General features: G+C 73.4%; 19 protein-coding genes. 17 read left to right on the top strand and 2 right to left on the bottom strand.

What is annotated here, in order from left to right; translation table 11 throughout:
* The first annotated feature begins 64 nt into the window (after window positions 1–64).
* The 3 genes from ACI78V_RS15085 to ACI78V_RS15075 all read left to right on the top strand — a co-directional run bounded on the left by ACI78V_RS15085 (window position 65) and on the right by ACI78V_RS15075 (window position 3,143).
* Window positions 65–787: a GAF and ANTAR domain-containing protein gene (locus ACI78V_RS15085; RefSeq protein ID WP_456852103.1), complete on the top strand. Its 723-nt coding sequence runs from the start codon at window positions 65–67 to the stop codon at window positions 785–787.
* Window positions 788–1,055: 268 nt separating this feature from the next.
* Window positions 1,056–2,240, top strand: coding sequence for an NAD(P)/FAD-dependent oxidoreductase (locus tag ACI78V_RS15080; RefSeq protein WP_456852101.1), 1,185 nt, complete (start codon window positions 1,056–1,058; stop codon window positions 2,238–2,240).
* A 138-nt stretch (window positions 2,241–2,378) separates the two neighbouring features.
* Window positions 2,379–3,143 (top strand): hypothetical protein, encoded by a 765-nt coding sequence (locus ACI78V_RS15075; protein ID WP_456852099.1) that lies wholly within the window; start codon window positions 2,379–2,381, stop codon window positions 3,141–3,143.
* Between the two features lie 1,243 nt (window positions 3,144–4,386).
* Here the strand turns inward: ACI78V_RS15075 and ychF are convergent.
* The gene (gene ychF / locus ACI78V_RS15070) at window positions 4,387–5,460 is read right to left on the bottom strand and encodes a redox-regulated ATPase YchF (RefSeq protein ID WP_456852097.1); all 1,074 of its coding nucleotides are present in this window, start codon (window positions 5,458–5,460) and stop codon (window positions 4,387–4,389) included.
* 190 nt (window positions 5,461–5,650) lie between these two features.
* Between ychF and ACI78V_RS15065 the strand changes: the two genes are divergently transcribed.
* The 11 genes from ACI78V_RS15065 to ACI78V_RS15015 all read left to right on the top strand — a co-directional run bounded on the left by ACI78V_RS15065 (window position 5,651) and on the right by ACI78V_RS15015 (window position 18,171).
* The gene (locus ACI78V_RS15065) at window positions 5,651–6,931 is read left to right on the top strand and encodes an acyl-CoA dehydrogenase family protein (RefSeq protein WP_456852095.1); all 1,281 of its coding nucleotides are present in this window, start codon (window positions 5,651–5,653) and stop codon (window positions 6,929–6,931) included.
* Window positions 6,928–7,971, top strand: coding sequence for a phosphotransferase family protein (locus ACI78V_RS15060; protein WP_456852093.1), 1,044 nt, complete (start codon window positions 6,928–6,930; stop codon window positions 7,969–7,971). The genes ACI78V_RS15065 and ACI78V_RS15060 overlap by 4 nt, the downstream gene beginning before the upstream one ends.
* A 135-nt stretch (window positions 7,972–8,106) precedes the next feature.
* Window positions 8,107–9,156 carry an LLM class flavin-dependent oxidoreductase gene (locus ACI78V_RS15055; protein ID WP_456852091.1) on the top strand — a complete coding sequence of 350 codons (1,050 nt, stop codon included), beginning with the start codon at window positions 8,107–8,109 and terminating at the stop codon, window positions 9,154–9,156.
* On the top strand, window positions 9,153–10,733 hold the full coding sequence (locus ACI78V_RS15050; RefSeq protein WP_456852089.1) for a long-chain fatty acid--CoA ligase: 1,581 nt from the start codon (window positions 9,153–9,155) through the stop codon (window positions 10,731–10,733). Before ACI78V_RS15055 ends, ACI78V_RS15050 begins: the two co-directional genes overlap by 4 nt.
* A 91-nt stretch (window positions 10,734–10,824) precedes the next feature.
* Window positions 10,825–11,625 (top strand): alpha/beta fold hydrolase, encoded by an 801-nt coding sequence (locus ACI78V_RS15045; protein WP_456852087.1) that lies wholly within the window; start codon window positions 10,825–10,827, stop codon window positions 11,623–11,625.
* Window positions 11,622–12,356, top strand: a complete 735-nt coding sequence (locus ACI78V_RS15040) for an SDR family NAD(P)-dependent oxidoreductase (protein WP_456852085.1) — start codon at window positions 11,622–11,624, stop codon at window positions 12,354–12,356. Before ACI78V_RS15045 ends, ACI78V_RS15040 begins: the two co-directional genes overlap by 4 nt.
* Before the next feature lie 116 nt (window positions 12,357–12,472).
* Window positions 12,473–12,898: a nuclear transport factor 2 family protein gene (locus ACI78V_RS15035; protein ID WP_456852083.1), complete on the top strand. Its 426-nt coding sequence runs from the start codon at window positions 12,473–12,475 to the stop codon at window positions 12,896–12,898.
* Window positions 12,899–12,944: 46 nt separating this feature from the next.
* Window positions 12,945–14,036, top strand: a complete 1,092-nt coding sequence (locus ACI78V_RS15030) for an LLM class flavin-dependent oxidoreductase (protein ID WP_456852081.1) — start codon at window positions 12,945–12,947, stop codon at window positions 14,034–14,036.
* Window positions 14,037–14,263: 227 nt separating this feature from the next.
* Entirely contained in the window at window positions 14,264–16,045 is a 1,782-nt protein-coding gene (locus ACI78V_RS15025; RefSeq protein ID WP_456852079.1) for a GAF domain-containing protein, read from the top strand.
* A 255-nt stretch (window positions 16,046–16,300) separates the two neighbouring features.
* Window positions 16,301–17,041 (top strand): SDR family NAD(P)-dependent oxidoreductase, encoded by a 741-nt coding sequence (locus tag ACI78V_RS15020; RefSeq protein ID WP_456852077.1) that lies wholly within the window; start codon window positions 16,301–16,303, stop codon window positions 17,039–17,041.
* A gap of 83 nt (window positions 17,042–17,124) precedes the next feature.
* Window positions 17,125–18,171 (top strand): alpha/beta fold hydrolase, encoded by a 1,047-nt coding sequence (locus tag ACI78V_RS15015; RefSeq protein WP_456852076.1) that lies wholly within the window; start codon window positions 17,125–17,127, stop codon window positions 18,169–18,171.
* Here the strand turns inward: ACI78V_RS15015 and ACI78V_RS15010 are convergent.
* A complete protein-coding gene (locus ACI78V_RS15010; protein WP_456852074.1) occupies window positions 18,155–18,643 on the bottom strand; it encodes a GNAT family N-acetyltransferase in 489 nt (162 codons plus the stop codon). The genes ACI78V_RS15015 and ACI78V_RS15010 overlap by 17 nt on opposite strands.
* A gap of 189 nt (window positions 18,644–18,832) precedes the next feature.
* On the opposite strand from ACI78V_RS15010, the gene ACI78V_RS15005 reads away from it, so the two are divergent.
* The 3 genes from ACI78V_RS15005 (at window position 18,833) to ACI78V_RS14995 (ending at window position 21,229) form a co-directional block, all read left to right on the top strand.
* Window positions 18,833–19,135, top strand: coding sequence for a hypothetical protein (locus ACI78V_RS15005; protein ID WP_456852072.1), 303 nt, complete (start codon window positions 18,833–18,835; stop codon window positions 19,133–19,135).
* Between the two features lie 61 nt (window positions 19,136–19,196).
* Window positions 19,197–20,687, top strand: coding sequence for an AlkA N-terminal domain-containing protein (locus ACI78V_RS15000; RefSeq protein WP_456852070.1), 1,491 nt, complete (start codon window positions 19,197–19,199; stop codon window positions 20,685–20,687).
* Window positions 20,684–21,229 (top strand): methylated-DNA--[protein]-cysteine S-methyltransferase, encoded by a 546-nt coding sequence (locus ACI78V_RS14995; protein ID WP_456852068.1) that lies wholly within the window; start codon window positions 20,684–20,686, stop codon window positions 21,227–21,229. Before ACI78V_RS15000 ends, ACI78V_RS14995 begins: the two co-directional genes overlap by 4 nt.
* Window positions 21,230–21,245 lie beyond the last annotated feature (16 nt).

Here is a 21,245-nt window from a genome sequence, read left to right as displayed (position 1 = left end):
GGCTCGCGGGGCCCGGAGCCGAGGTCGTCCAGCCCCCTCCGGTGGACGACCGGAGGTCGACGCCATGTCCAGCACCGATCCATCGGACCCTCTCGGGCCGGTCGAGGCCCTGGAGCGGTTGGGCCGCCTCGCTCTCCGCGACAACTGCATGCGGTCCCTGTTGCAGTCGGTGGCCGACCTGGCGAAGGAGGTCATGCCCGGCAGCGCGGAGGCGTCGGTGTCCCTGCTGATCAACGACAGGTCGAGCACCGCGGTGTCCACCGGTCAGCTGGCCCTCGACTGCGACGAGAGCCAGTACGGCCGCGGCTACGGACCCTGCCTACACGCCGCCGGCACCGGCGAGCTGGTCGAGGTCGCCGACGCACAGGTGGAGACCCGGTGGCGCAACTACATGGAGCACGCCGTCGAGAACGGTGCCCTCAGCTCGCTGTCGGTTCCGTTGCCGATCAGCGAGGGCATCAGCGGCGCACTGAACGTCTACGCCCGCAAGCCCCACGCCTTCGACGAGACCAGCCGGTCGGTGGCCACCCGGTTCGCCGCCTACGCCGCCGTCGTCGCCGCGAACATGTACGCCTTCGAGGAGGCCCGCGACATGGTCGAGCACCTCGAGCACAGACTCGAGTCCCGGGCGCTCGTCGAACAGGCCAAGGGCATCCTCATGGGCCGCTACGAGCTCACCGCCGACCAGGCGCTGCGCGCCCTGGCCAAGGTGGCCCGGGAGACCGGCAGCAAGGTCCAGCACGTCGCGGACACCCTCGTGCGCACCGGCGACCTGCCGCAGGTGTAGCTCCCGCGGCCTCGCGGGTGGCCGCGGCGCTGTCCCCCTCCGCGGAGCTCGTGCCCCGCGTGGAGACCACCACCCCGTCGGTCGACGGCGCGGTCGCCGCGCGGACGACCCGGGCGGCGAGGTGGACACGGCGACCACCTCCGTCGCCGGGGACGGCCGGATCACCCGCGTGTACGCGATGCGCAATCCGCACGAGCTGGGCAGGCTGGACACGGTGGCCGAGCTGCGGCGGTGACGGAGGTCCGCGGCCTGTCTCTCGGGAGCGGACGTGGAACGTCACGAGGTGCTGATCGTGGGCGGCGGCAACGCCGGCATCTCGCTGGCCGCGCGGCTGCTCCGCGACGGCGCCTCGGACGTCACCCTCGTGGCTCCTCAGCCGGTGCACCGGTACAAGCCGCTGCTCAACTACGTCGGCGGCGGGCAGGCGACGATGGCGGACCTGGAGCGCCCGATGAGGGACGTCGTCCCCGACGGGTGCAGGTGGGTCCGGGACGGCGTCGAGTCGGTCGATCCGGCCGCCATGACCGTGCGCACGCGCGGAGGGCGGACGCTGCACTGCTCGACCCTCGTCCTCTGCCCGGGTCTGGTGGAGGACTGGGAGGCGACGCCGGGGCTGCAGTCCGCCTACACCGCCGGGTGGGCCGCCTCCACGTACGTCCCGGGTAGTGCGCCGCTGGTGTGGTCGGGGCTGACGTCATTGCGCAGCGGCTCCGTGGTGTTCACCGTGCCACCGGAGCCGGCGTCCTGCGGTCCGACCGCCCTCAAGCCGCTGCTCATGGCGTGCGACCACTGGCGGCGCGCCGGCGTCCTGGCCGACCTCGAGGTCCGGCTGCTCCTGCCCGGACCGGCGGTGACGGCCGTGCCGGAGGCCGATGCCATCCTCGACGCCACCCTCGCCGGCTACGGCGTGGAGGTGCTGCGCGAGGCCCACATGGAGCGGGTGGACTGGGAGACCCACGCCATCACGGTCGCCTCGCCGACCGGCGGACGGGTGATCGAGGACGTCGACTTCGCCCACGCCGTCCCGCACTACCGCGCTCCGCGGTGGATCGCCGACGCCGGCCTCGCCGCCGACCCGGCCCCGGGCCTGGTCGACATCGACCCCCAGACGCTGCGGTCCCGCCGGTGCCAGTCGGTCTGGGCGATCGGCGACGCCGCGGACGTGGCGACCCGTCCGTCGGGCGGGGCCCTGCGGAAGCAGGTCGACGTCCTGGCCCAGAACCTGGCGGCCGCCCGGAACGGGGAGCCGATGCAGCGGTACGACGGGTACACGGTCATGCCGATCACCGTGAGCCGACGCCGGCTGATGCTCGTCGAGGTCGACCGCAACAGCCGGCCGACCCCGTCGGTGCCCTTCATCGACCCGATCAAGCCCCGCCGCACGACCTGGTTCCTCGACCGCTACGTGCTCCCGAGGATCTACTTCCGCCGCATCCTCCGGGGACGGGTCTGACCGGCCGCCGCATCCGGTGACCGAACGGCGCTGACCGGCCGGTCGGCGCTCCCCGTCTCGGCGCCCACGCTCCGTGGCCCCCGTTGCCGAGTGGCCCGCTGGCATCCTCCGGGAGTCGCCGACGGACAGGAGACGGACATGACTGGCGGATTCACCTTCCCGAAGCCGGAGTTCGACATCGAGTCGACCGTCGAGCGCGCGCTGGCGTTGATCAACCGGACACTCCAACCCTCCCTCGAGGAGGCCCGGCAGGTCGTCGGCAAGGTGCGGGCGGGCAGACCCCTGGTCGCACCGGGAGAGCTGGTCGACCAGGTGACGCGCGGGAACCGGATCAGGGCGGCACGAGCGGTCTCCTACTCCCTGCCCTCGATCCTCCCGGGCTACGGGACGGTGATCTCGGCAGCGGCGCTCCCGGTCGCGCTGAGGGAGGTCCTCAAGGAGGCGGTGAGTGCGGCGGTCAAGGTCGGACTGCTCCACGAGAGGGACCTCACCGACCCTGAACTGACCCGCCTGGCCGTGCTCCTCGTCCTCACGGAGGGAGCGGTCGAGATCGACAGGACCGGGAGGATCCGTCCCGAGGCGGTCCTGGGACGCCACGCCCCGCTGGTGGGGCAGACCGGTTCGTACGACGCTCTGGCGTCCCTGCCGGCGTCGGACCGACAGGAGATCGCCGACTCACAGTCGGAGATCCTCCGGGCATGGGCGCTGGCGGTCGGCCCACCGCTCCTGGCCGGGCTGTTGCCCTTCGGCCTGGGTCCCATGGCCGCCGCGAACTACGTGCAGCACGTCCTGAAGGGCACGATCACGGCCGCCGGGAGGGTCTTCGGGGCCGCAGCACCCGTACCGGTGCCGGTCGAGGACCTCCCCGGGCGTGAGGTCCAGCCGGACGATCCCCGGGCGTGAGCGGCCGGATCGTCGCCCGACACCCCAGGGGGGCGTCGCCGACGCCATGGCGACCGGCCTGGTCGCGACCCAGTACCTCGGCCGCCAGAGTTCGGCCTGTCGATGCGGCGCGGACTGTCGACGCCACACTGCGGGTGGCGGAAGGTGACGGTCATGACAACACCGGACGATGCTCGTACACGCTGGCCCGACGGCGCCAGCCCCGGCTATCAGCACTTACCGGAGCCCGTAGCGCTCGAAGAGACGATCGCTCTTCACCCAGCCGGGCCAGCGGAACCCCCGCCCGACTGGAGCCCGGGCTTCGGTGACGCGGGGGACGGCGGCGACGGCGACGGTTAGCGGGGACTGCCCAAACCCCTCACCCGGTGAACAGGTCGCTAGAGCGACCGATTGCCCGCAACCCCGGGTGACCGACAGGGACGGACGGCCTTCCCCGTAGTGACGTTACCCTCTCCTCCGTAGCGGCCAGGACGCGAATCGTCATCGGCGCGGGGCCCCCTTCTTGGGACCGCATCGTGTCATCCGAGGAGCAATGGCAAGCAGCCATTGGCTAGGCACCGCAGATGACCGCCCATGATTCTCCAAGGGCGGAACCGCATCCGGTGGCCGGGATAACCCGGCGGCGGACATGAGGAGATGGGACTCATGCGGCGCACAATGACTGCTGCCCTGGCAACGGTGGCAATGACCCCAGCAATAGTGCTCCTTGGTGGTGCCGCGCACGCGGCACCAGGAGATGGGGCCGACATCATCAGGGGCGCAGGATGCACCATGCGGACCAATGCTGAAGGCACCGCGACGGTCAGAACAACGGACATGCAAGCGGTCGTCACACCCAGCGGCCGGGTCAATCTGGTTTGCCGTGGCCAGGTCGAAAGGGGATCCGTGAAACCCTTCCAAGCATCCGGGTTCCCCTGTCGCGTCGGCCCTGCCGGGACGACGACCGACTCACACATCGTGTGGACTGCATCAGGTCAGGGAACCCTCACCTGCCATGGAACGATTCCGGGCTAGTCGACGAGCAGTGCTCGACAGCGAGTGCCAGCCATCCATAGGCACTCGCTGTCGAGCACTGCCGCAGTCCGGTCTCGCCGGAGTGGTTGCCCCGGTCACGGACGCCGGACCGCATCACGAGCAGTACAGCTCCCTGGATGCCCCTCCGACGTCGTGAACCCGTCCTCTGTCCTGCCCCAGTGCCACCGGAGCAGTCCGCACGCGACTGAGCTGCACAGAGATGAGGGAGTCACACGTTGAAGCGGAACTCCACGACGTCGCCGTCCTGCATGACGTAGTCCTTGCCCTCCATGCGGACCCAGCCGCGCGACTTGGCCTCCTGCATGGAGCCGGCCTCCACGAGCTGGTCGAAGGAGACGATCTCGGCCTTGATGAAGCCACGCTGGAAGTCGGTGTGGATGACCCCGGCAGCCTGGGGCGCGGTCGCGCCGATCGGGATCGTCCAGGCGCGGGCCTCCTTGGGCCCGGCGGTCAGATAGGTCTGCAGGCCGAGGGTGCCGAAGCCGACACGGGCCAGCTGGTGCAGGCCGGGTTCGTCCTGGCCGATGCCGGCGAGCAGCTCGGCGGCCTCCTCCTCGGGCAGCTCGGCGAGCTCGGCCTCGATCTTGGCGTCCATCAGGATCGCCTCGGCCGGCGCCACCAGCGCCCGCAGCTCCTCGATCAGCGACTCGTTGGCCAGCTCCTCCTCGTCCACGTTGAAGACGTAGAGGAACGGCTTGGTGGTCAGCAGGGTCAGCTCCCGCAGCGGCTCGGGGTCGACGCCCGCGGCGAACAGCGTCCTCCCCTCGTGCAGCACCTTCTGCGCGTCGAGGGCGGAGGCCAGCAGCGCCGCGCGCTCCTTGTCCTTCTTCGCCTCCTTCTCCAGCCGCGGGACGGCCTTCTCCAGCGTCTGCATGTCGGCGAGGACCAGCTCGGTGTTGATCGTCTCGATGTCGTCGGCCGGGTCGACCTTCCCCTCGACGTGCACGACGTCGGGGTCGGTGAACACGCGGATCACCTGGCAGATGGCGTCGCTCTCGCGGATGTTCGCCAGGAACTTGTTCCCGAGCCCCGCACCCTCCGACGCGCCGCGCACGATGCCGGCGATGTCCACGAACGACACCGTCGCCGGGATGACCTTCTGCGAGCCGAAGAGCTCCGCGAGCTTCTGCAGCCGCGGGTCCGGGACGCCGACCACACCGACGTTGGGCTCGATGGTGGCGAACGGGTAGTTCGCGGCCAGGACGTCGTTCTTGGTCAACGCGTTGAACAGCGTCGACTTGCCGACGTTGGGCAGCCCGACGATGCCGATGGTGAGACTCACGGGAGTCGAGGGTACGGCCCCCGGCGGGCGCCCCCGTCGGCCCGCTCGGAGCCTTGTGCCTTCCTACAACGGCGGAGCAGAGGGCGGCTGGCCGCCCCCGCGGTCCCTTCCTAGCGTCGTTCCCGTCGGGCGCGTCCAGACACGGCACCCGGCCGTCGACCGCCCCGCGCCGAGCAGACGAGGAGGCCGCATGGCCTGGGACTTCTCCACCGAACCGGAGTTCGCCGCGAAGCTGGACTGGGCCCGCGAGTTCGTCCGCACCGAGATCTACCCGCTGGAGACCCTGGACCTCGACCACGCCGAGTTCCGCCGGCTGGCCGCGCCCCTGCAGGAGAGGGTGAAGGAGCAGTCGCTGTGGGCCGCTCACCTGGACCCGGAGCTCGGCGGCCAGGGGTACGGGCAGCTCCGGCTGGGCCTGCTGCACGAGATCCTGGGGACGACGGAGCTCGCGCCCTACGTCTTCGGCTGCCAGGCGCCGGACTCGGGCAACGCCGAGCTGCTCGCCCTCGCCGGCACCGAGGCCCAGAAGCAGCAGTGGATGCACCCCCTGCTCGACGGCCGGCTGCTCAGCGCCTTCTCGATGACCGAGCAGGGCACCGGCTCGGACCCGCGGCAGTTCACCAGCAACGCCCGCCTTGTCGACGGCGAGTGGGTGCTCAACGGTCGGAAGTGGTTCGTCGGCAACGCCGGGCGTGCCGACTTCCACATCGTCATGGCGGTCACCGAGCCCGACGCCCCACCGCACCAGCGGATGTCGATGCTGATCGTGCCCCGGTCGACCCCTGGCATCGGCATCCGGGAGATCGGGCTGATGAACGACCCCGACGGCCGGCACCCGGTGTGGTCGCACTGCGAGGTCACCTACGACGACGTCCGCGTGCCCGAGGAGAACCTGCTCGGCGAGCGCGGGCAGGCGTTCACGCTGGCGCAGAAGCGTCTCGGGCCCGGTCGCATCCACCACTGCATGCGCTGGATCGGCGTCTGCCGGCGCGCGTTCGACATGCTCTGCGAGCGCGCGGTCAGCATCGACGTCCACGGCAGCCTGCTGTCGGAGAAGCAGACGGTGCAGAACTGGGTCGCCGACTCGAAGGCGGCCATCGAGGCGGCTCGTCTGCTCACCCTGCAGGCGGCGTGGAAGATCGACCAGGTCGGCGCGTCCGCGGCCCGCACGGAGATCGCGATGATCAAGTACCACGGGGCGACCGTGCTCCACGACGTCATCGACCGGGCGATCCAGGTGCACGGCTCGCTGGGGTTCTCCACGGACATGCCGCTGGAGCAGATGTACCGGTGGGCGCGTGCCGCCCGGATCTACGACGGCCCCGACGAGGTGCACCGGGTGACCGTCGCCCGGCGGGTGCTGCGCGACTACACGCCGCGGGCGGTCCCCACCGAGCACGTCCCCACCCGGCGGGCCGAGGCCCTCGCCCGCTTCCGCGACCACCTCGAGGTCGCCGTGGCGGCCCAGTGACCGGGACGACGACGGGCACGGGCGTGGCCGGCGCGCTGGCGGGGTGGCTCACCCGGCACACCGGCTCGCCGGGCCCGTGGGAGCTGGCCCGCCTGGCCGGCGGCAACTCCAACGAGACCTGCCTGGTGCGCGGCGACGGCGTCGAGGTCGTGCTCCGCCGCCCACCGCAGCACGCCCTGTCGACGTCGGCGCACAGCGTCGCGCGCGAGCACCGGCTGCTCGCCGCACTCGCCGGCACCGGCGTCCCCGCCCCGGCACCGATCGCGCTGTGCGAGGACCCCGCCGTCCCCCTCGCGCCGTTCCTGGTGATGGAACGCGTCCCCGACTCCGTGTCCATCACCGACGCGCTGCCGCCGGCCTATGCCGACGACCCCGCCGCGCCGGCCGTGGTCGCCGACGCCGTGGTCGACGCGCTGGCCGCCGTCCACCGGGTGGACTGGCGTGCGGCCGGGCTGGACGGGTTCGGCCGGCCGGACCAGTTCCTGGCCCGGCAGGTGCCCCGCTGGTACGGGCAGTGGCGGTCCGTCGCCCGCCGGCCGCTGCCCCGCATGGAGGCGCTGGCGGACTGGCTGGAGGGCCACCGCCCCGCCGACCGGCCCCCGGCACTGCTGCACGGCGACTACCACCTCGACAACTGCCTGTTCTCGACGGCGAGCCCGCGGCTGCTCGCGGTCATCGACTGGGAGATGGCGACGATCGGGGACCCCCTGCTCGACCTCGGCCTGCTGCTGGCCTTCTGGGGCGAGCGGCCGGTGACCCCCTGCGCGATGCCGCGCATCCAGGCGGTCTCCCGGGTCCCGGGCGCCCCGCCGCGCGCACACCTGCTGGCCAGGTACGAGGCGGCGACCGGGGCTGCCGTGCCGCACCTGCCCTACTACCAGGGCCTGGCCTTCTTCAAGCTCGCCGCCATCGTCGAGGCCGCCTACACCCAGCACCTGGACGGGCAGTTGCAGACCGAGTACGCCGCCGCGCTGGAGGACGACGTCCCCGCCCTGCTGGAGGAGGCAGCGGCGACCGTCGGCCTCGGCGCCGCCCGCTGAGGCCGAGCCGTTGGAGGGGGCTACAACCGCGCGCGCACCCCACCGGTGACGGTCGCCCGCGCCCGGCTCCACGCTGAGCCGCGACGATGCCCCGCCCTCGGGCGGGACCCGGTGAGCACCTCGAGGGAGACGCCCGTGAGCGAGCGCGACTGCACCTTCGGCCTCTGGTACGACTTCCGGAACCCCGCGCGCTGGCCGCGGTCCTTCAGCGCCCTGTACGCCGAGGCGCTGGACCAGATCGCCTGGGCCGAGTCCCTCGGGATCGGCTCGGTGTGGCTGACCGAGCACCACTTCGTCGAGGACGGGTACACCCCCTCCCCCTTCGTCCTGGCCTCGGCGATCGGTCAGCGCACCAGCACCATGCGGATCGGCACCAACCTCATCGTCGCGCCGTTGCACAACCCGGTCCGGCTGGCCGAGGACGCCGCGACCGTCTCCCTGCTCACCGGCGGGCGTTTCGACCTCGGCCTGGGCCAGGGCTACTGGGCGCCGGAGTTCGCCGCCTTCGGCCGAGAGCTCAAGCAGCGCCCGAGCCTGCTCGAGGAGAGCGTCGAGCTGATCCGGCGGGCCTGGTCCGGCTCCCGCGAGCCCTACGAGGGCAAACGGTTCCGCCTCCCCGACGTCCCGGTCACCCCGGTCCCCGAGCAGACCCCGAGCCTGCTCGTCGGGGCCATGGCCGACCCGGCGATCGAGCGTGCCGCCCGGATCGGTGACGGGTTCCTCAGCACGCAGAACGCCCACCAGCAGTCCTACCTGGACGCCCTGGAGCGCCTCGGCAAGCCGGTCGACGAGGGCCGCATCTACGCCGGGCAGTGGGCCGTGATCGCCGACGACCCGGAGCGCACCTGGGCCCGCATCGGGGAGCACGCGCTCTACCAGATCAACAACTACGTCTCCTGGGGCGCCTTCGGCCCCGCCGACCAGGTGCCCCGGTTCGCCGACCCCGACCAGCTCGTCGCCGGCGGCGCGTTCACGCTGTGGGACCCGGACACCGCGGTCGACGAGCTCACCGCCCTGCTGCGCGAGCGCCCCCAGATCAAGGACGTGCACTTCTGGGCGCAGCTGCCCGGCGAGTCGGTCGACAGCGGTTCCGAACGGATCGAGGTCCTGGCGACCAAGGTGGTGCCGCGGGTGCGGCAGCGGCTCGCAGCCGAGACCGAGGCCGAGGCCGTGGTGGCCGGATGAGCAGCCCGCTGCTGATCTCCGGGTTCGTCCGGCGGGCCCGCGACCTCTTCGGCGACCGGGAGGTCGTCGAGTACCGCGCGGGCACCGAGGCGCACCGCTACACCCACCGCGAGCACCACGCCCGCGTCGTCCGGCTGGCCGGGGCGCTGGTGCGCCTCGGGGTCCGCCCCGGCGACCGGGTCGCCACCCTCGCCTGGAACCACCGCCGGCACCTGGAGCTCTACTCCGCCGTCCCACTGGCCGGCGCGGTGCTGCACACCGTCAACCTGCGCCTGGAGCCCACCGAGATCAGCTACATCGTCGAGCACGCCGAGGACCGGGTGATCGTCGTCGACCGCTCCCTGCTGCCGCTGCTCGAGCAGGTCCGGGCCCGGCGCCCCGACCTGCTCGTCGTCGTCACCGACGGCGGGGACGGCGGACCGGGGCTGCTGGACTACGAGGACCTCGTGGCCGAGGGCCCGGACCTGGACGCCCCGCCCGCCGTCGGCGAGGAGGACCTCGCCGCGCTGTGCTACACCTCGGGCACCACCGGGCTGCCGAAGGGCGTCGGCTACTCCCACCGCGCCCTGTACCTGCACACCTTCGCCGCCTGCCTCGCCGACGGGCACGCGATCTCCGAGCGGGACACCGTGCTGCACGTCGTCCCGATGTTCCACGCCAATGCCTGGGGCATCCCGTTCGCCGCGCTGATGTCCGGCGCCCGCCAGGTCCTGCCCGGCCCGCACCCCACCCCGCCGGAGATCGCCCGCATCATCGAGGCCGAGCGGGTGACCTACGTCGGCATGGTCCCCACGGTGGCCGTGGACCTGGCCCGCCACGCGAAGGCCACCGGCGCCGACCTCAGCAGCCTCCGGGCCCTCGTCCTCGGCGGCTCCACCCCGAGCCTGGAGCTGCTCCGCACCCTGGAGTGCGACCTCGGCGTCCCGGTCTACCAGGGCTGGGGCATGACCGAGATCTCGCCCATGGGCACCTTCGCCCGGCCGCCGGCGAGCGCCGACGGTGACCCCGCCGCCCGGCACGCCTACGTCCGCACGCAGGGCCGGCTGCTGCCCGGCCTGGAGTGGCGGCTGGTGGACGACGACCTGCGCGACGTGCCGCACGACGGCGTGCACCGCGGCGAGCTGCTGATGCGCGGGCCGTGGGTGGCGAGCAGGTACTTCCGCGACGAGCACCCCGAGTCCTTCCACGAGGGGTGGTTGCGCACCGGCGACATCGCCACCATCGACCCCGGGGGCTGGCTGCGGATCGTGGACCGGAGCAAGGACCTCATCAAGAGCGGCGGGGAGTGGATCAGCTCCGTGGAGCTGGAGCAGGCGCTGCTGGACCACCCCGCCGTCCGGGAAGCGGCGGTGGTCGCCGTGCCGCACGAGCGCTGGCAGGAGCGACCGGTGGCCGTGGTCGTCCTGGACGACGGCTCGACGGCCGGCCCGGCGGAGCTGCTCGACCACCTGCGCGACCGGGTGCCGGGGTGGTGGCTGCCCGAGCGCGTGCTCGTCGTGACCGAACTGCCGCGGACCAGCGTCGGGAAGGTCGACAAGAAACGCCTGCGTGCAGCCGTGCCGGGCCCGTCGTTGTAGACGCCTCCAACGCCCCCGACGCGGACCGGTGCCCCGCGGCCGCCGGCGCCCCTAGCGTCCGCCGCACCGTTGCGAGCCTGGAGGAGACACCATGGCATTCCTGGAGGTCGAGGGGACTCGACGCATCTACTTCGAGCACCACAAGGGGTCCGGCCGGCCGATCGTGCTGATCCACGGCTGGGGCATGGCCACCCGCTGCTGGGACGGCGTCCTGCCCGCCCTGCGGGCCAACGGCAACACGGTGGTCACCCTCGACCACCGCGCCTGCGGACGCTCGGACAAGGACTTCGACGACGTCAGCACCGGGGCCATCGGCGCCGACGTGGCCCGGCTGTGCGAGGAGCTGTCCCTGGACTCCCCGGTGCTCAACGGCTGGTCCTTCGGCGGCGCGGTGGCCGTCGAGGCCGCGGCCCGGCTCGGCTCGAACCTCTCCGGCCTCGTCCTCACCGGCGGCGCCACGCCGCGCTACACCGCCGCGCCGGACTGGCCGCACGGCGGCGGCGTGGCCGACGTCGAGGGCGTGCTGGCCGGCGTGGAGAGCGACCCCGCCACGACGTTCAAGGCGGTGGCCTCAGCTGTGTGCGCGGCGCCGGTCAGCCCGGAGGTCGTGGACTGGATGTGGGCGATGTTCCTCGAGATGGGGCCGCGCGGCACCGACTCGCTGCGGGACCTCGCCGAGCTGGACCAGCGCAAGACCCTCGCCACGATCGAGGTGCCCGTCCTGGTGCTGCACGGCCGGCAGGACGCCTTCGTGCCGTTCTCCGGCGCCGAGGCCGCCGTCGGCCTGTGGCCGGACGCCCGTCTGGTCGAGTTCGAGCACAGCGGCCATGCCCCGTTCATCGAGGAGCGCGACAAGTACCTGGCGGAGCTGGTCGGCTTCCTGAACCGATGAGTGCACCGACGGACCGGGTGCGGACCTGGGTGGTCACCGGCGGCTCGCGCGGCATCGGTCGCGCCGTCGCGGAGCGGGCCGCCACGATCGGGGACCGGGTGGCGACGTTCGCCCGGTCCGCGACCGGTGACGGCGAGTGCCCCGACCGGTTGCACGTCTCCGTCGACGTCACCGACGCAGCGTCGGTGCACGCGGGCCTGGATGTCGTGCGCGACCGCTTCGGGTCGGTCGACGTCGTCGTCAACTGCGCCGGCGTGCACCGGGGCGGACGGGTGGAGAACCTCACCCGGGAGGCCTGGGACGAGGTGGTCGGGACCAACCTCAGCGGTGCCTTCGAGGTCTGCCGCGCCGCCGTCCCGCTGCTCGGTGCGGGATCGGCGGTGGTCAACGTGGGTGCGGTCGTGGGCTTCCGCGGCTTCCCGGGTGACGTCGCCTACGGCTCGGCCAAGGCCGGGCTCAGCGGGCTGACGCAGGTCCTGGCCGTCGAGCTCGCGCCCCGCGGGATCCGGGTCAACCTCGTCGTCCCGGGCTTCGTGGACACCGAGATGACCGCCGGTCTCAGCGGCCGGGCCCGGGAACGGATCCTCGCGGCCATCCCCGCCGGACGGGTGGGAACGGCCGCGGAGATCGCCGATGTCGTCGTCGCCGTGGCCGGCGCGAGCTACATGACGGGGGCCACGGTGCCGGTGGACGGCGGGCTGCTGGCCTCCTTCGGCGGCACGGCCCGGTAGGCGGTTGTGCTGACCTCCAACCGCGCCACCGCACGGGGATGGTCGCCCCGCGGCGCCCTCCCTAGCGTCGGGACACCACTGGAGCCGACACGGCCCCCCGAGACGAGGAGTGGCGCATGAGCACCCAGGAGGAGACCCGGAGCCGCGAGGAGGCGAACAAGGCGCTGGTGGCGGAGTTCATGGAGGTGTTCTCCGCCGGCGACGTCGAGAAGATCCTGTCCTTCCTGTCGGACTCGGCCACCTGGTGGGTCGCTGGGGACATCGAGGGCATCTCCGGCACCAAGGACAAGGCCGCGTTCGGGGAGATGCTGTCCTCGCTGTCCGGCCTGGCCACCACCGGCGCGATCCGCCTCACCCCGCACGCCTGGACCGCCGAGGGCGACCGGGTGGCGGTGGAGACCGAGTCCTACTGCGAACTGCGCAACGGCCGCGTCTACAACAACGCCTACCACTTCGTGTTCGTCGTCCGGGACGGCCAGGTCCAGAGCGTCAAGGAGTACCTGGACACCGAGCACACCCGCGCGGTGTTCGTCGCGCCCTGACCGTCCCGCCCCACCCCACCCGGAACCGCATCAGAGGAGATCGTCCATGGACGTCGGTGTTCTGCTCGTCTTCCAGAACTGGTTCGAGGACATGAGTGACGAGGAGGTCTTCACCCGGGACCTCAACCTCGGCGTGCTCGCCGAGGAGTACGGGTTCGACTCGGTGTGGTCGGCCGAGCACCACTTCGACGACTACTCGATGTGTCCGGACAACCTGCAGATCATGGCCTACCTCGCCGCGCGCACCTCGCGCGTCAAGCTCGGCACCGGAGCGGTGATCCTGCCGTGGAACGACCCGCTCCGCGTCGTCGAGAAGGCGGTCATGCTCGACCACATGTCCCAGGGTCGCGTGCTCCTGGGCCTGGGACGCGGGCTGGCGAAGATGGAGTACGAGGCCTTCCGCACCGACATGAACGAGGCCCGGCAGCGCTTCGACGAGGCCGCGGCGATGGTGGTCCGAGGGCTGGACGACGGCTTCGTGCAGAACGACGGCCCGCTCTACCCGCAGCCCCGCGCCGCCATCCGCCCCGCACCGAGCCCCGACCGGCCGTGGAAGGACCGGCTCTTCGCCGCGGCCATGTCGCCGGACTCCGTCCCGCCGATCGCCGACCTCGGCGTCCAGCTGATGACGTTCATGCAGTACGACATCGAGACCCACGCCGAGGCACTGGCCCGCTGGCGGGACCTGCACCTGGAGAAGCACGGCCGGCTGCCCGGCCCTCCCCTGCTGCAGGACTTCACCTTCTGCCACGAGGACGAGGAGGAGGCCCGCCGCGTGGCGCAGGAGTACATCTCCCGGTACTTCCTGTCGGTCATCAAGCACTACGACTTCGCCGGTTCGCACTGGCGGGAGACGAAGGGCTACGAGGCCTACCAGGCCGGCGCCGACATGATCCGGGAAGCCGGTATGGAGAACGCCGCGGCCGCCTACGTGGAGGCCAACGTCTACGGGACGCCGCAGCAGATCGTGGAGAAGTACGCGCACCGCCGGGAGGTCATCGGGGACTTCATGGCCAACGCGGCCTTCTCCTTCGCGGGGATGCCCTACGACAAGGTCGAGTCCAGCCTGAAGCTCTTCGGCGAGAAGGTGGTCCCCGAACTGCACAAGATGAAGGCCAAGACCCCGGTCGCCGCCTGACCAGGTCCGGGTCCGGGCCGGCCACGCCGGCCCGGACCCCCGCCGGGAACTCCCACAGCCGCCCCGCCGGGGCCGTCGAGCGGGCACACTGCGAGCCAGCAGAGGCTCGCACAACGAGGTGGTGGCCCGTGCACGTTGCCGTGACGTCGACCCTTCCGGCCCCTCGGCAGACCGATCGGCCCGACCCGGAGGCGGACGGCGGACCGGCGGACCGCCGGGAGCGCGAGGTGATCGCCGCCTTCAGCGAGATCACCACCGAGGCCATCACCGCCGCCTCGCTGGAGGACCTGCTCAAGCTGGTCGGCAAGCAGCTGTGCCACCTGCTCGGCGTCAGCCGGTGCTCGGTGTACCTGCGCCGCGACGACGGCCGCTTCTTCGGAGCCGCCGGCCACTGCGAACGGGCCGGTGACATCACCGAGGCGGTCAAGGCCCAGGAAGCCGGCATCCCGGACGACGACTTCAGTCGCGAGGTCATCAGCACCATGACGCCGGTGCTGATCAGCGACGTGACCCGCGACCCGCGCCCGCACCGCCGCACGATGGAGCGGTGGGGCGTGCGCGCCATGCTCGGCGTCCCGCTCGTCTTCGACGACGAGGTCATCGGCATCATCTTCGTCGACGACGTCGACCGGGAGCACGCCTACAGCGACGAGGACATCGCCCTCACCACGCTCTTCGCCCGGCTCGCCGCGCTGTTCATCCGGCAGGCCATGCTCAACGCGCGGCTGAAGGACAAGGTCGCCGAGGCGGTACGGCAGCGCAACGTGCTGGAGTACCTCGCCGACGTCCACCGCGAGCTCACCAACGCCGTCCTCCACGGCGCCGACATCCGCGCCGTGGTGAGCCTGCTCAGCCAGCTGTCGGCCAAGCCGGTGGTGCTCTACGACGAGGAGTTCCAGGTCCTCACGTGGGCGGCACCCCCGGGCCTCAAGATGTCGGTCCCGCCGGTCCTCGCGCCCAGCACCCTCGCCGTCCCCTCGGTGCGCGCCGCCCTGTCCGCCCTCCGCACCGGGCGCCCCTCCGCGGTGGTGCCCCCCACCCGCACGGTGGGGCTCGGTCCCCGCAACCTCGTGTGCCGGCTGGTCATCGAGGGGGCACCGAGCGGCTACCTCAGCATCGTCGAGGTCGGCCGCGGCCTCAGTGACCTCGACACCAAGCTCGCCGAGCGGGGCGCGACAGTCCTCTCCCTCCAGGTCCTGTCCGAACGTCGGCAGGTGGAGGCCGAGGGCCAGGCCCGCGACGACTACCTCTCCGACCTGCTGCGCGGCTCGCGCGACGAGGAGCAGCTGACCCGGCGTGGCCTGCAGTTCGGCGTCGACCTCTCCGAGCCGCACGTGCTGGTCCGCATGTGCCTGGCCACCGGCGGGCAGCAGCCCAGTGCCTCGGCGGGCCGCCACCTCGTGGTGCGGCAGTTCGCCACGGCCCTGGGCGGCGGCGAGCCACCGGCGGTGAGCCTGCCCGGTGCCGTCATCGTGCTGGTCCGGGTGGACCGCGACGCCGGTCAGGCCGGCCCCGAGGGGCTGCGGTCGGCCGTGGAGTCCGTCGTGGCCGCCCTCGCCCCGGCGTCGGGCACCCGCAGCGCGGTCATCTCCAGCGTCTGCCACAGCGCGACCGACTTCACCGTCGCCCACCGCGAGCTGCGCGACGTCGACGACCTGCTGCGCGCCTTCGGCTGGACCGACGGCGTGCGCACCGTCGACGAGCTGGGCCTGTTCCGGCTGGTGCTCAACAGCGGCCGGGTGAAGGAGGCGGTGCGCTTCGCCCACGACCTCGTGCGGCCGCTGCGCGAGCACGACGGCGACGACGGTGCCCTGCTCGCGACCTGGCGGGCGTTCCTCGCGGCCGAGGGCCGCGTCCAGCCGGCCAGTGCCGCGCTCGGCGTGCACGAGAACACCGTCAGGTACAGGTTGAACCGCATCAGGGAGGTCACCGGCCGGGACCCCGCGAGCCTCGACGCGCTCCTCACCGCCCGGCTGGCCTTCCAGGTGCTGGACCTGGCCGGCGGGTAGCTGCCCGCGACCGGGTCTGCGCCCGGTGACCGACGCGCCTCCCCGTGGGCGGCGGGCGACCGTCGCGGGCGCGCCCCCTTGGTGACACCCACAACGGCGGCTCGACGAGGGCGGTGCCGGCTCCCCCGCTCCGTCCCTAGGTTCCAGGGCGGGGCGATCCCGGAGGAGGACCGCCGGACCCGCCCCGGCCGCGTGCACCGCGGCACCCACGGACGAGGAGAGGAGCAGGCCGGCATGGGCTCATTGGGAGGACGCGTGGCCATCGTCACCGGTGGCGCACAGGGGATCGGTCAGGCGACCGCGAGCCGGATCGCGCGGGAGGGAGCCGTGGTGCTCGTCGCCGACCTCAAGAGCGACGAGACCACCGTGAAGTCGATCGTCGACGAGGGCGGACAGGCAGAGCACCACGTCATGGACACCCGCCGGGCCGACGACTGGCGAGGGCTGGTCGAGCACGCGGTCACCACCCACGGCAAGGTCGACCTGCTCGCCAACGTGGCGGGCGTGGTCAACATGCAGTCCCCCGACGAGGTCGTCGACCTCACCGAGGAGGCCTGGGACACCGTCCTGGACACCGACCTCAAGGGCGTCTGGCTGGGGATGAAACACGTCATCCCCTCGATGATCGAGGCCGGCGGCGGCAGCATCGTCAACGTCTCCTCCCTCGCGGCGCTGAAGGGGATGCTCAACCTCGCCTCGTACTCCGCGGCGAAGGCCGGGGTCATCGGCCTCACCCAGCAGGTCGCGTACAGCTACGCCGAGAAGAACATCCGCGTGAACGCCGTCGCACCGGGGACGATCGACACCCCGATCCTCCAGGACATCACCCCCGAGCAGAAGCAGATCAACGCGAACGCGCACCTCATCAAGCGCCTGGGGCGGCCGGAGGAGATCGCCGCCGCCATCACCTTCCTGCTGTCCGACGAGTCGTCGTTCGTGACGGGCCAGACCCTGCCGGTCGACGGCGGTTGGGAGATCAACGGCCGCAACTACTGACCACCCGCGAGGAGCCGGGGACGCCGACGGGGGAACGCCCCGGAGCCCGCAGGGCCCCTGCCCCGCACGGGCAGACTGGGCCGATGCGCCCACGCACCGTCGTCCTCGCCGGCCTCACCGTCGCCGCCGGGGCGGCCGCCGCCCGCCGGCGGTCGCCCCGCCCCACGGTCGCGTCGACGCCCTCGCCGCCGGCCCTCCGCGGGCAGGAGCGCACCGTGCTCACCGAGGACGGCGTCCCGCTGCACGTGGAGGTGTCCGGCGCCGAGCAGCCCGGTGCCACCGTCGTCCTGGCGCACGGTTACGTGCAGTCCTCCCGGCTGTGGGCCGGCCAGGTGCAGGACCTCCTCGCCGCGCGCCCCGACCTGCGCGTCGTCACCTACGACCACCGTGGGCACGGCGCCTCCGGCCGCACGACGCGCGAGCGCGCCACCATCGACCAGCTCGGCCGCGACCTGGCCCGCGTCATCGCCGACGTCGCCCCGACCGGCCCCGTCGTCGTGGGTGGCCACTCGATGGGCGGGATGACGCTCATGGCGCTGGCGGAGCAGCGACCCGAGCTCTTCGGCGACCGTGTCGTCGCCGCCGCCTTCGTCGCCACCAGCTCCGGCGGGATGGACGCCGTCACCTACGGTCTCCCCGCACCCGTGGCCCGGGTGGTGCGGAAGCTGCTGCCGGTGCTCAGCGAGCGCAACGCCCGCGCCGAGCTCGCCGGCAGGGCGCGGAAGGTCGGCGGCTCGGACATGCGGCTGATCTTCAGCAGGGACGCCGACCCCGAGGACGTCCGGACGACGCTGGAGGTGCACCGCACCTGCTCCGCCGAGACCGTGGCCGCCTTCCTCCCCACCTTCTCCGACCACGACCGGGTGCGCGCACTGGAGGCCCTCGCCGAGGTCCCCGCGCTGGTCGCCGTCGGCGACGCGGACCGGCTGTGCCCCATCGAGCACAGCCGGGTCATCGCCGACGCACTGCCGCTCGCCGAGCTGGCCGTGTACCCGGGCGCCGGGCACATGGTCCAGCTGGAGCGGCGCGCCGAGGTCAGCCGGCGCCTGGTCGAGCTGGTCGCGCGGGCAGTGCCGTCGGCCACCGCCGAGGGGGACGGCGGCCTGAGGCCGGTCAGGCCAGGGGCTTGACCATCCGCGCCCGCGTCAGCGTCTCGCCGTCCAGGACCACGCTCTCGACCGCGACCTGCCGGTAGCCCAGCCGCTGGAACACCGGCGCGGCCCGCCACGACGCGTGGGTGACCAGCGACGCCAGCCCCGCCGACCGCGCCACGGACTCCACCGCGGTCAGCAACGCGCGCGCCACGCCGCGTCCGCCCGCGGGCGGCGTCACGAACAGCTGGTCGACCTCCCCCGGCACCAGCCCGTCGACGGCCGACAACGCGACCGAGGCGAACCCGGCCACGACCCCGTCCACCTCCGCCACCACCACGCAGGTCGCCTCGATGAACCGGGCGTGCGCCGCCTGCGACCGCCGCGCCGCCCACACCGCGCGCTGCGCCGGCGTGTAGTGCTCCGCCGCGGACTCCTCGATCGCCGCCCGGCTCAGCGCCGCCAACCCCGCGGCGTCCGACGGCCGCGCGGCCCGGACGACGACGCTCACCGGCCGGACCCCGGACCGGCGTGCCGGCCCTCGCCCGTGCGGTGTCGTGCGCGCATCTGCGGCATTGCACCACCGCCGGAGGGCGGAGAGCACCACGGGGGCCCGGGGTGGCCCGACCGCTCGACGGGACCGGGGTCGTCGTCGAGGCGGGGACTGTCTGGCCGCACGGCGACGACCTAACCTGCCCGCGTGGCCGACAACGCTCTGCAGGAGCTGGTCCAGCGGCGCCTGCTGGAACTGGGAGCGACCGCCGAGGACGCCTCGCGACGGTCGCGCTGGGCGGTCGCCCCGGAGACGATCGCCCGGATCGCGCACGGCCGGCACTCGGGCATGGTCAGCGAGCGGCTCGCGGCGGCCCTGGCCACGGCGATCGACGTCCCGGAGAACCGCGTCCGGAGGGCGGCGGGCCTGCCACAGGTCCACGACGTCCGGGCCGACGTGAGCACCGGGCCGCACCTGCGGGTGGTCGGCGACGACGGTCGCCTGCACTGACGGCGACGGCCGCGTCCGAAACCCGCCAGTCCCCGCCCCTCCCGGCTGCCATGCTCGCTGCATGACGCAGTCCCTCGACGCCGAGCGCTGCTACCGGGCGGTGGCCAGCCGCGACGCCCGGTTCGACGGCTGGTTCTTCACCGCCGTCGCCACCACCGGCATCTACTGCCGGCCCTCCTGCCCGGCCCGCACCCCGCTGGCCCGCAACGTCAGCTTCTTCTCCACCGCGGCCGCCGCCCAGGGCGCCGGCTACCGGGCCTGCCGCCGGTGCCGCCCCGACGCCGTCCCCGGGTCACCCGAGTGGGACGTCCGGGCCGACGTCGTCGCCCGCGCCATGCGGCTGATCGGGGACGGCGAGGTGGAGCGCTCGGGCGTCCCGGGCCTGGCCGCCCGGCTCGGCTACTCCGAGCGGCAGCTGCACCGGCTGCTCGTCGCCGAGCTCGGCGTCGGACCGCTGGCCCTGGCCCGCGCCCAGCGCGCGCAGACCGCCCGGCTGCTCATCGAGACGACGGACCTGCCCATGGCCGACGTCGCCTTCGCCGCCGGGTTCGCCAGCATCCGGCAGTTCAACGACACCGTGCGCGAGGTGTTCGCGACCACGCCGAGCGGGCTGCGTCGCACCGCGCCCGCGGCCGCGGCCGGCATCCCCGGCGAGCTCACCCTCCGGCTGGCCGCCCGAGCCCCCTACCCGGCCGACGAGGTCCTGCTGTTCCTGGGCGCGCACGCCGTCCCGGGCCTCGAGGAGTGGGACGGGACGACGTACTCCCGCGTGCTGGACCTGCCGCACGGGCCCGCCGTCGTCCGCCTCTCCCCGACCGCCGGCGCCCCCGGGGTGACCGCGCGGCTGCGGCTCGCCGCGCTGCGCGACCTCGGGGTGGCCGTGGCCCGCTGCCGCCGGGTGCTCGACCTGGACGCGGACCCCGCCGCGGTCGACGACGTCCTCGGGGCCGACCCGGCGCTGGCCGCGCTGGTCGCCGGCGCACCCGGCCGGCGGGTGCCCGCCGCCCCCGACGCCGCCGAGCTCGCGGTGCGCGCCGTGCTCGGCCAGCAGGTGTCGGTGGCCGGCGCCCGCACGCTCACCGCCCGGCTCCTGACGGCGGCCGGCACGCCGCTGCCCGAACCGGTCGGCACCCTCACGCACGTCTTCCCCCGGGGCGCCGCGCTCGCCGAGGCCGACCTGGGCGCCGTCGGGCTCACCGGGGCGCGCCGGCGCACGGTGCACGCACTCGCCGCCGCCCTCGCCGACGGCGCGGTGCCCCTCGACCCGGGCGCGGACCGGGACGACGCCGTCCGGGCGCTGCGCGCGGTGCCCGGCATCGGGCCGTGGACCGCGGCGCTGGTCGCCCTGCGCGGGCTGGCCGACCCCGACGTGTGGCTACCCGGTGACCTCGCGTTGCGGCGCTCGCTGGCCCGGCTCGGCAGCTCCGACACCGATGCGGCCACCCGCTGGCGCCCGTGGCGTTCGTACGCCGTCATGCACCTGTGGGCGATGGCCGTCCCGGACCTGTTCACCCGCCGTCCGCCGTCCCTCCCCGAACGGAGCGCCTCATGACCCCCCAGCCCGCCCGGTTCGCCGCCATCGACACGCCACCGGGACCGTTCACCGTCGTCGTCACCTCCGCGCCCGACGGCTCCGACGTCGTCCTCGCCAGCGGCTGGACCGACGACGTCGCCGAGCTGCTGCCCGTGGTGCACCGCTCGCTGCGACCCACGTGGGTCGAGCGGGCCGAGCACCTGCCCGTCCTGGACACGGTGGAGGCCTTCGTCGACGGCGACGTCGCCGCGATCGACGACGTACCGGTGCGGCAGCGCTCCGGCCCCTTCCTCGAGGACGCCTGGGAGGTGCTGCGCACCGTGCCGGCCGGCGAGCCGGACACCTACGCCGCCTTCGCGGCGCGGTGCGGCCGTCCCTCGGCGGTCCGGGCGGCGGCCAACGCCTGCGCCCGCAACGCCGCCGCGCTGTTCGTGCCGTGCCACCGGGTGCTCGGTTCCGACGGCGGGCTCGGCGGCTTCCGCTGGGGGACGCCGGTGAAGCGGTGGCTGCTCGACCACGAGGCCGCCGCGACACCCCGCCGCCACCTCACCCTCGTCTGAGCCGCCTCCCCGGAAC

The organism is Geodermatophilus sp. SYSU D00742 (assembly GCF_054049935.1).
The sequence above is the reverse complement of the archived record's forward strand: the minus strand, read 5'-3'. Positions and strand labels throughout refer to the sequence as shown.

Bases quoted from the DNA above. Each gene is read 5' to 3' on its own strand.
- ACI78V_RS15085 (WP_456852103.1), top strand. From the start codon at position 65: ATGTCCAGCACCGATCCATCGGACCCTCTCGGGCCGGTCGAGGCCCTG.
- ACI78V_RS15075 (WP_456852099.1), top strand. From the start codon at position 2,379: ATGACTGGCGGATTCACCTTCCCGAAGCCGGAGTTCGACATCGAGTCG.
- ACI78V_RS15065 (WP_456852095.1), top strand. From the start codon at position 5,651: ATGGCCTGGGACTTCTCCACCGAACCGGAGTTCGCCGCGAAGCTGGAC.
- ACI78V_RS15050 (WP_456852089.1), top strand. From the start codon at position 9,153: ATGAGCAGCCCGCTGCTGATCTCCGGGTTCGTCCGGCGGGCCCGCGAC.
- ACI78V_RS15045 (WP_456852087.1), top strand. From the start codon at position 10,825: ATGGCATTCCTGGAGGTCGAGGGGACTCGACGCATCTACTTCGAGCAC.
- ACI78V_RS15040 (WP_456852085.1), top strand. From the start codon at position 11,622: ATGAGTGCACCGACGGACCGGGTGCGGACCTGGGTGGTCACCGGCGGC.
- ACI78V_RS15035 (WP_456852083.1), top strand. From the start codon at position 12,473: ATGAGCACCCAGGAGGAGACCCGGAGCCGCGAGGAGGCGAACAAGGCG.
- ACI78V_RS15030 (WP_456852081.1), top strand. From the start codon at position 12,945: ATGGACGTCGGTGTTCTGCTCGTCTTCCAGAACTGGTTCGAGGACATG.
- ACI78V_RS15015 (WP_456852076.1), top strand. From the start codon at position 17,125: ATGCGCCCACGCACCGTCGTCCTCGCCGGCCTCACCGTCGCCGCCGGG.
- ACI78V_RS15000 (WP_456852070.1), top strand. From the start codon at position 19,197: ATGACGCAGTCCCTCGACGCCGAGCGCTGCTACCGGGCGGTGGCCAGC.
- ACI78V_RS14995 (WP_456852068.1), top strand. From the start codon at position 20,684: ATGACCCCCCAGCCCGCCCGGTTCGCCGCCATCGACACGCCACCGGGA.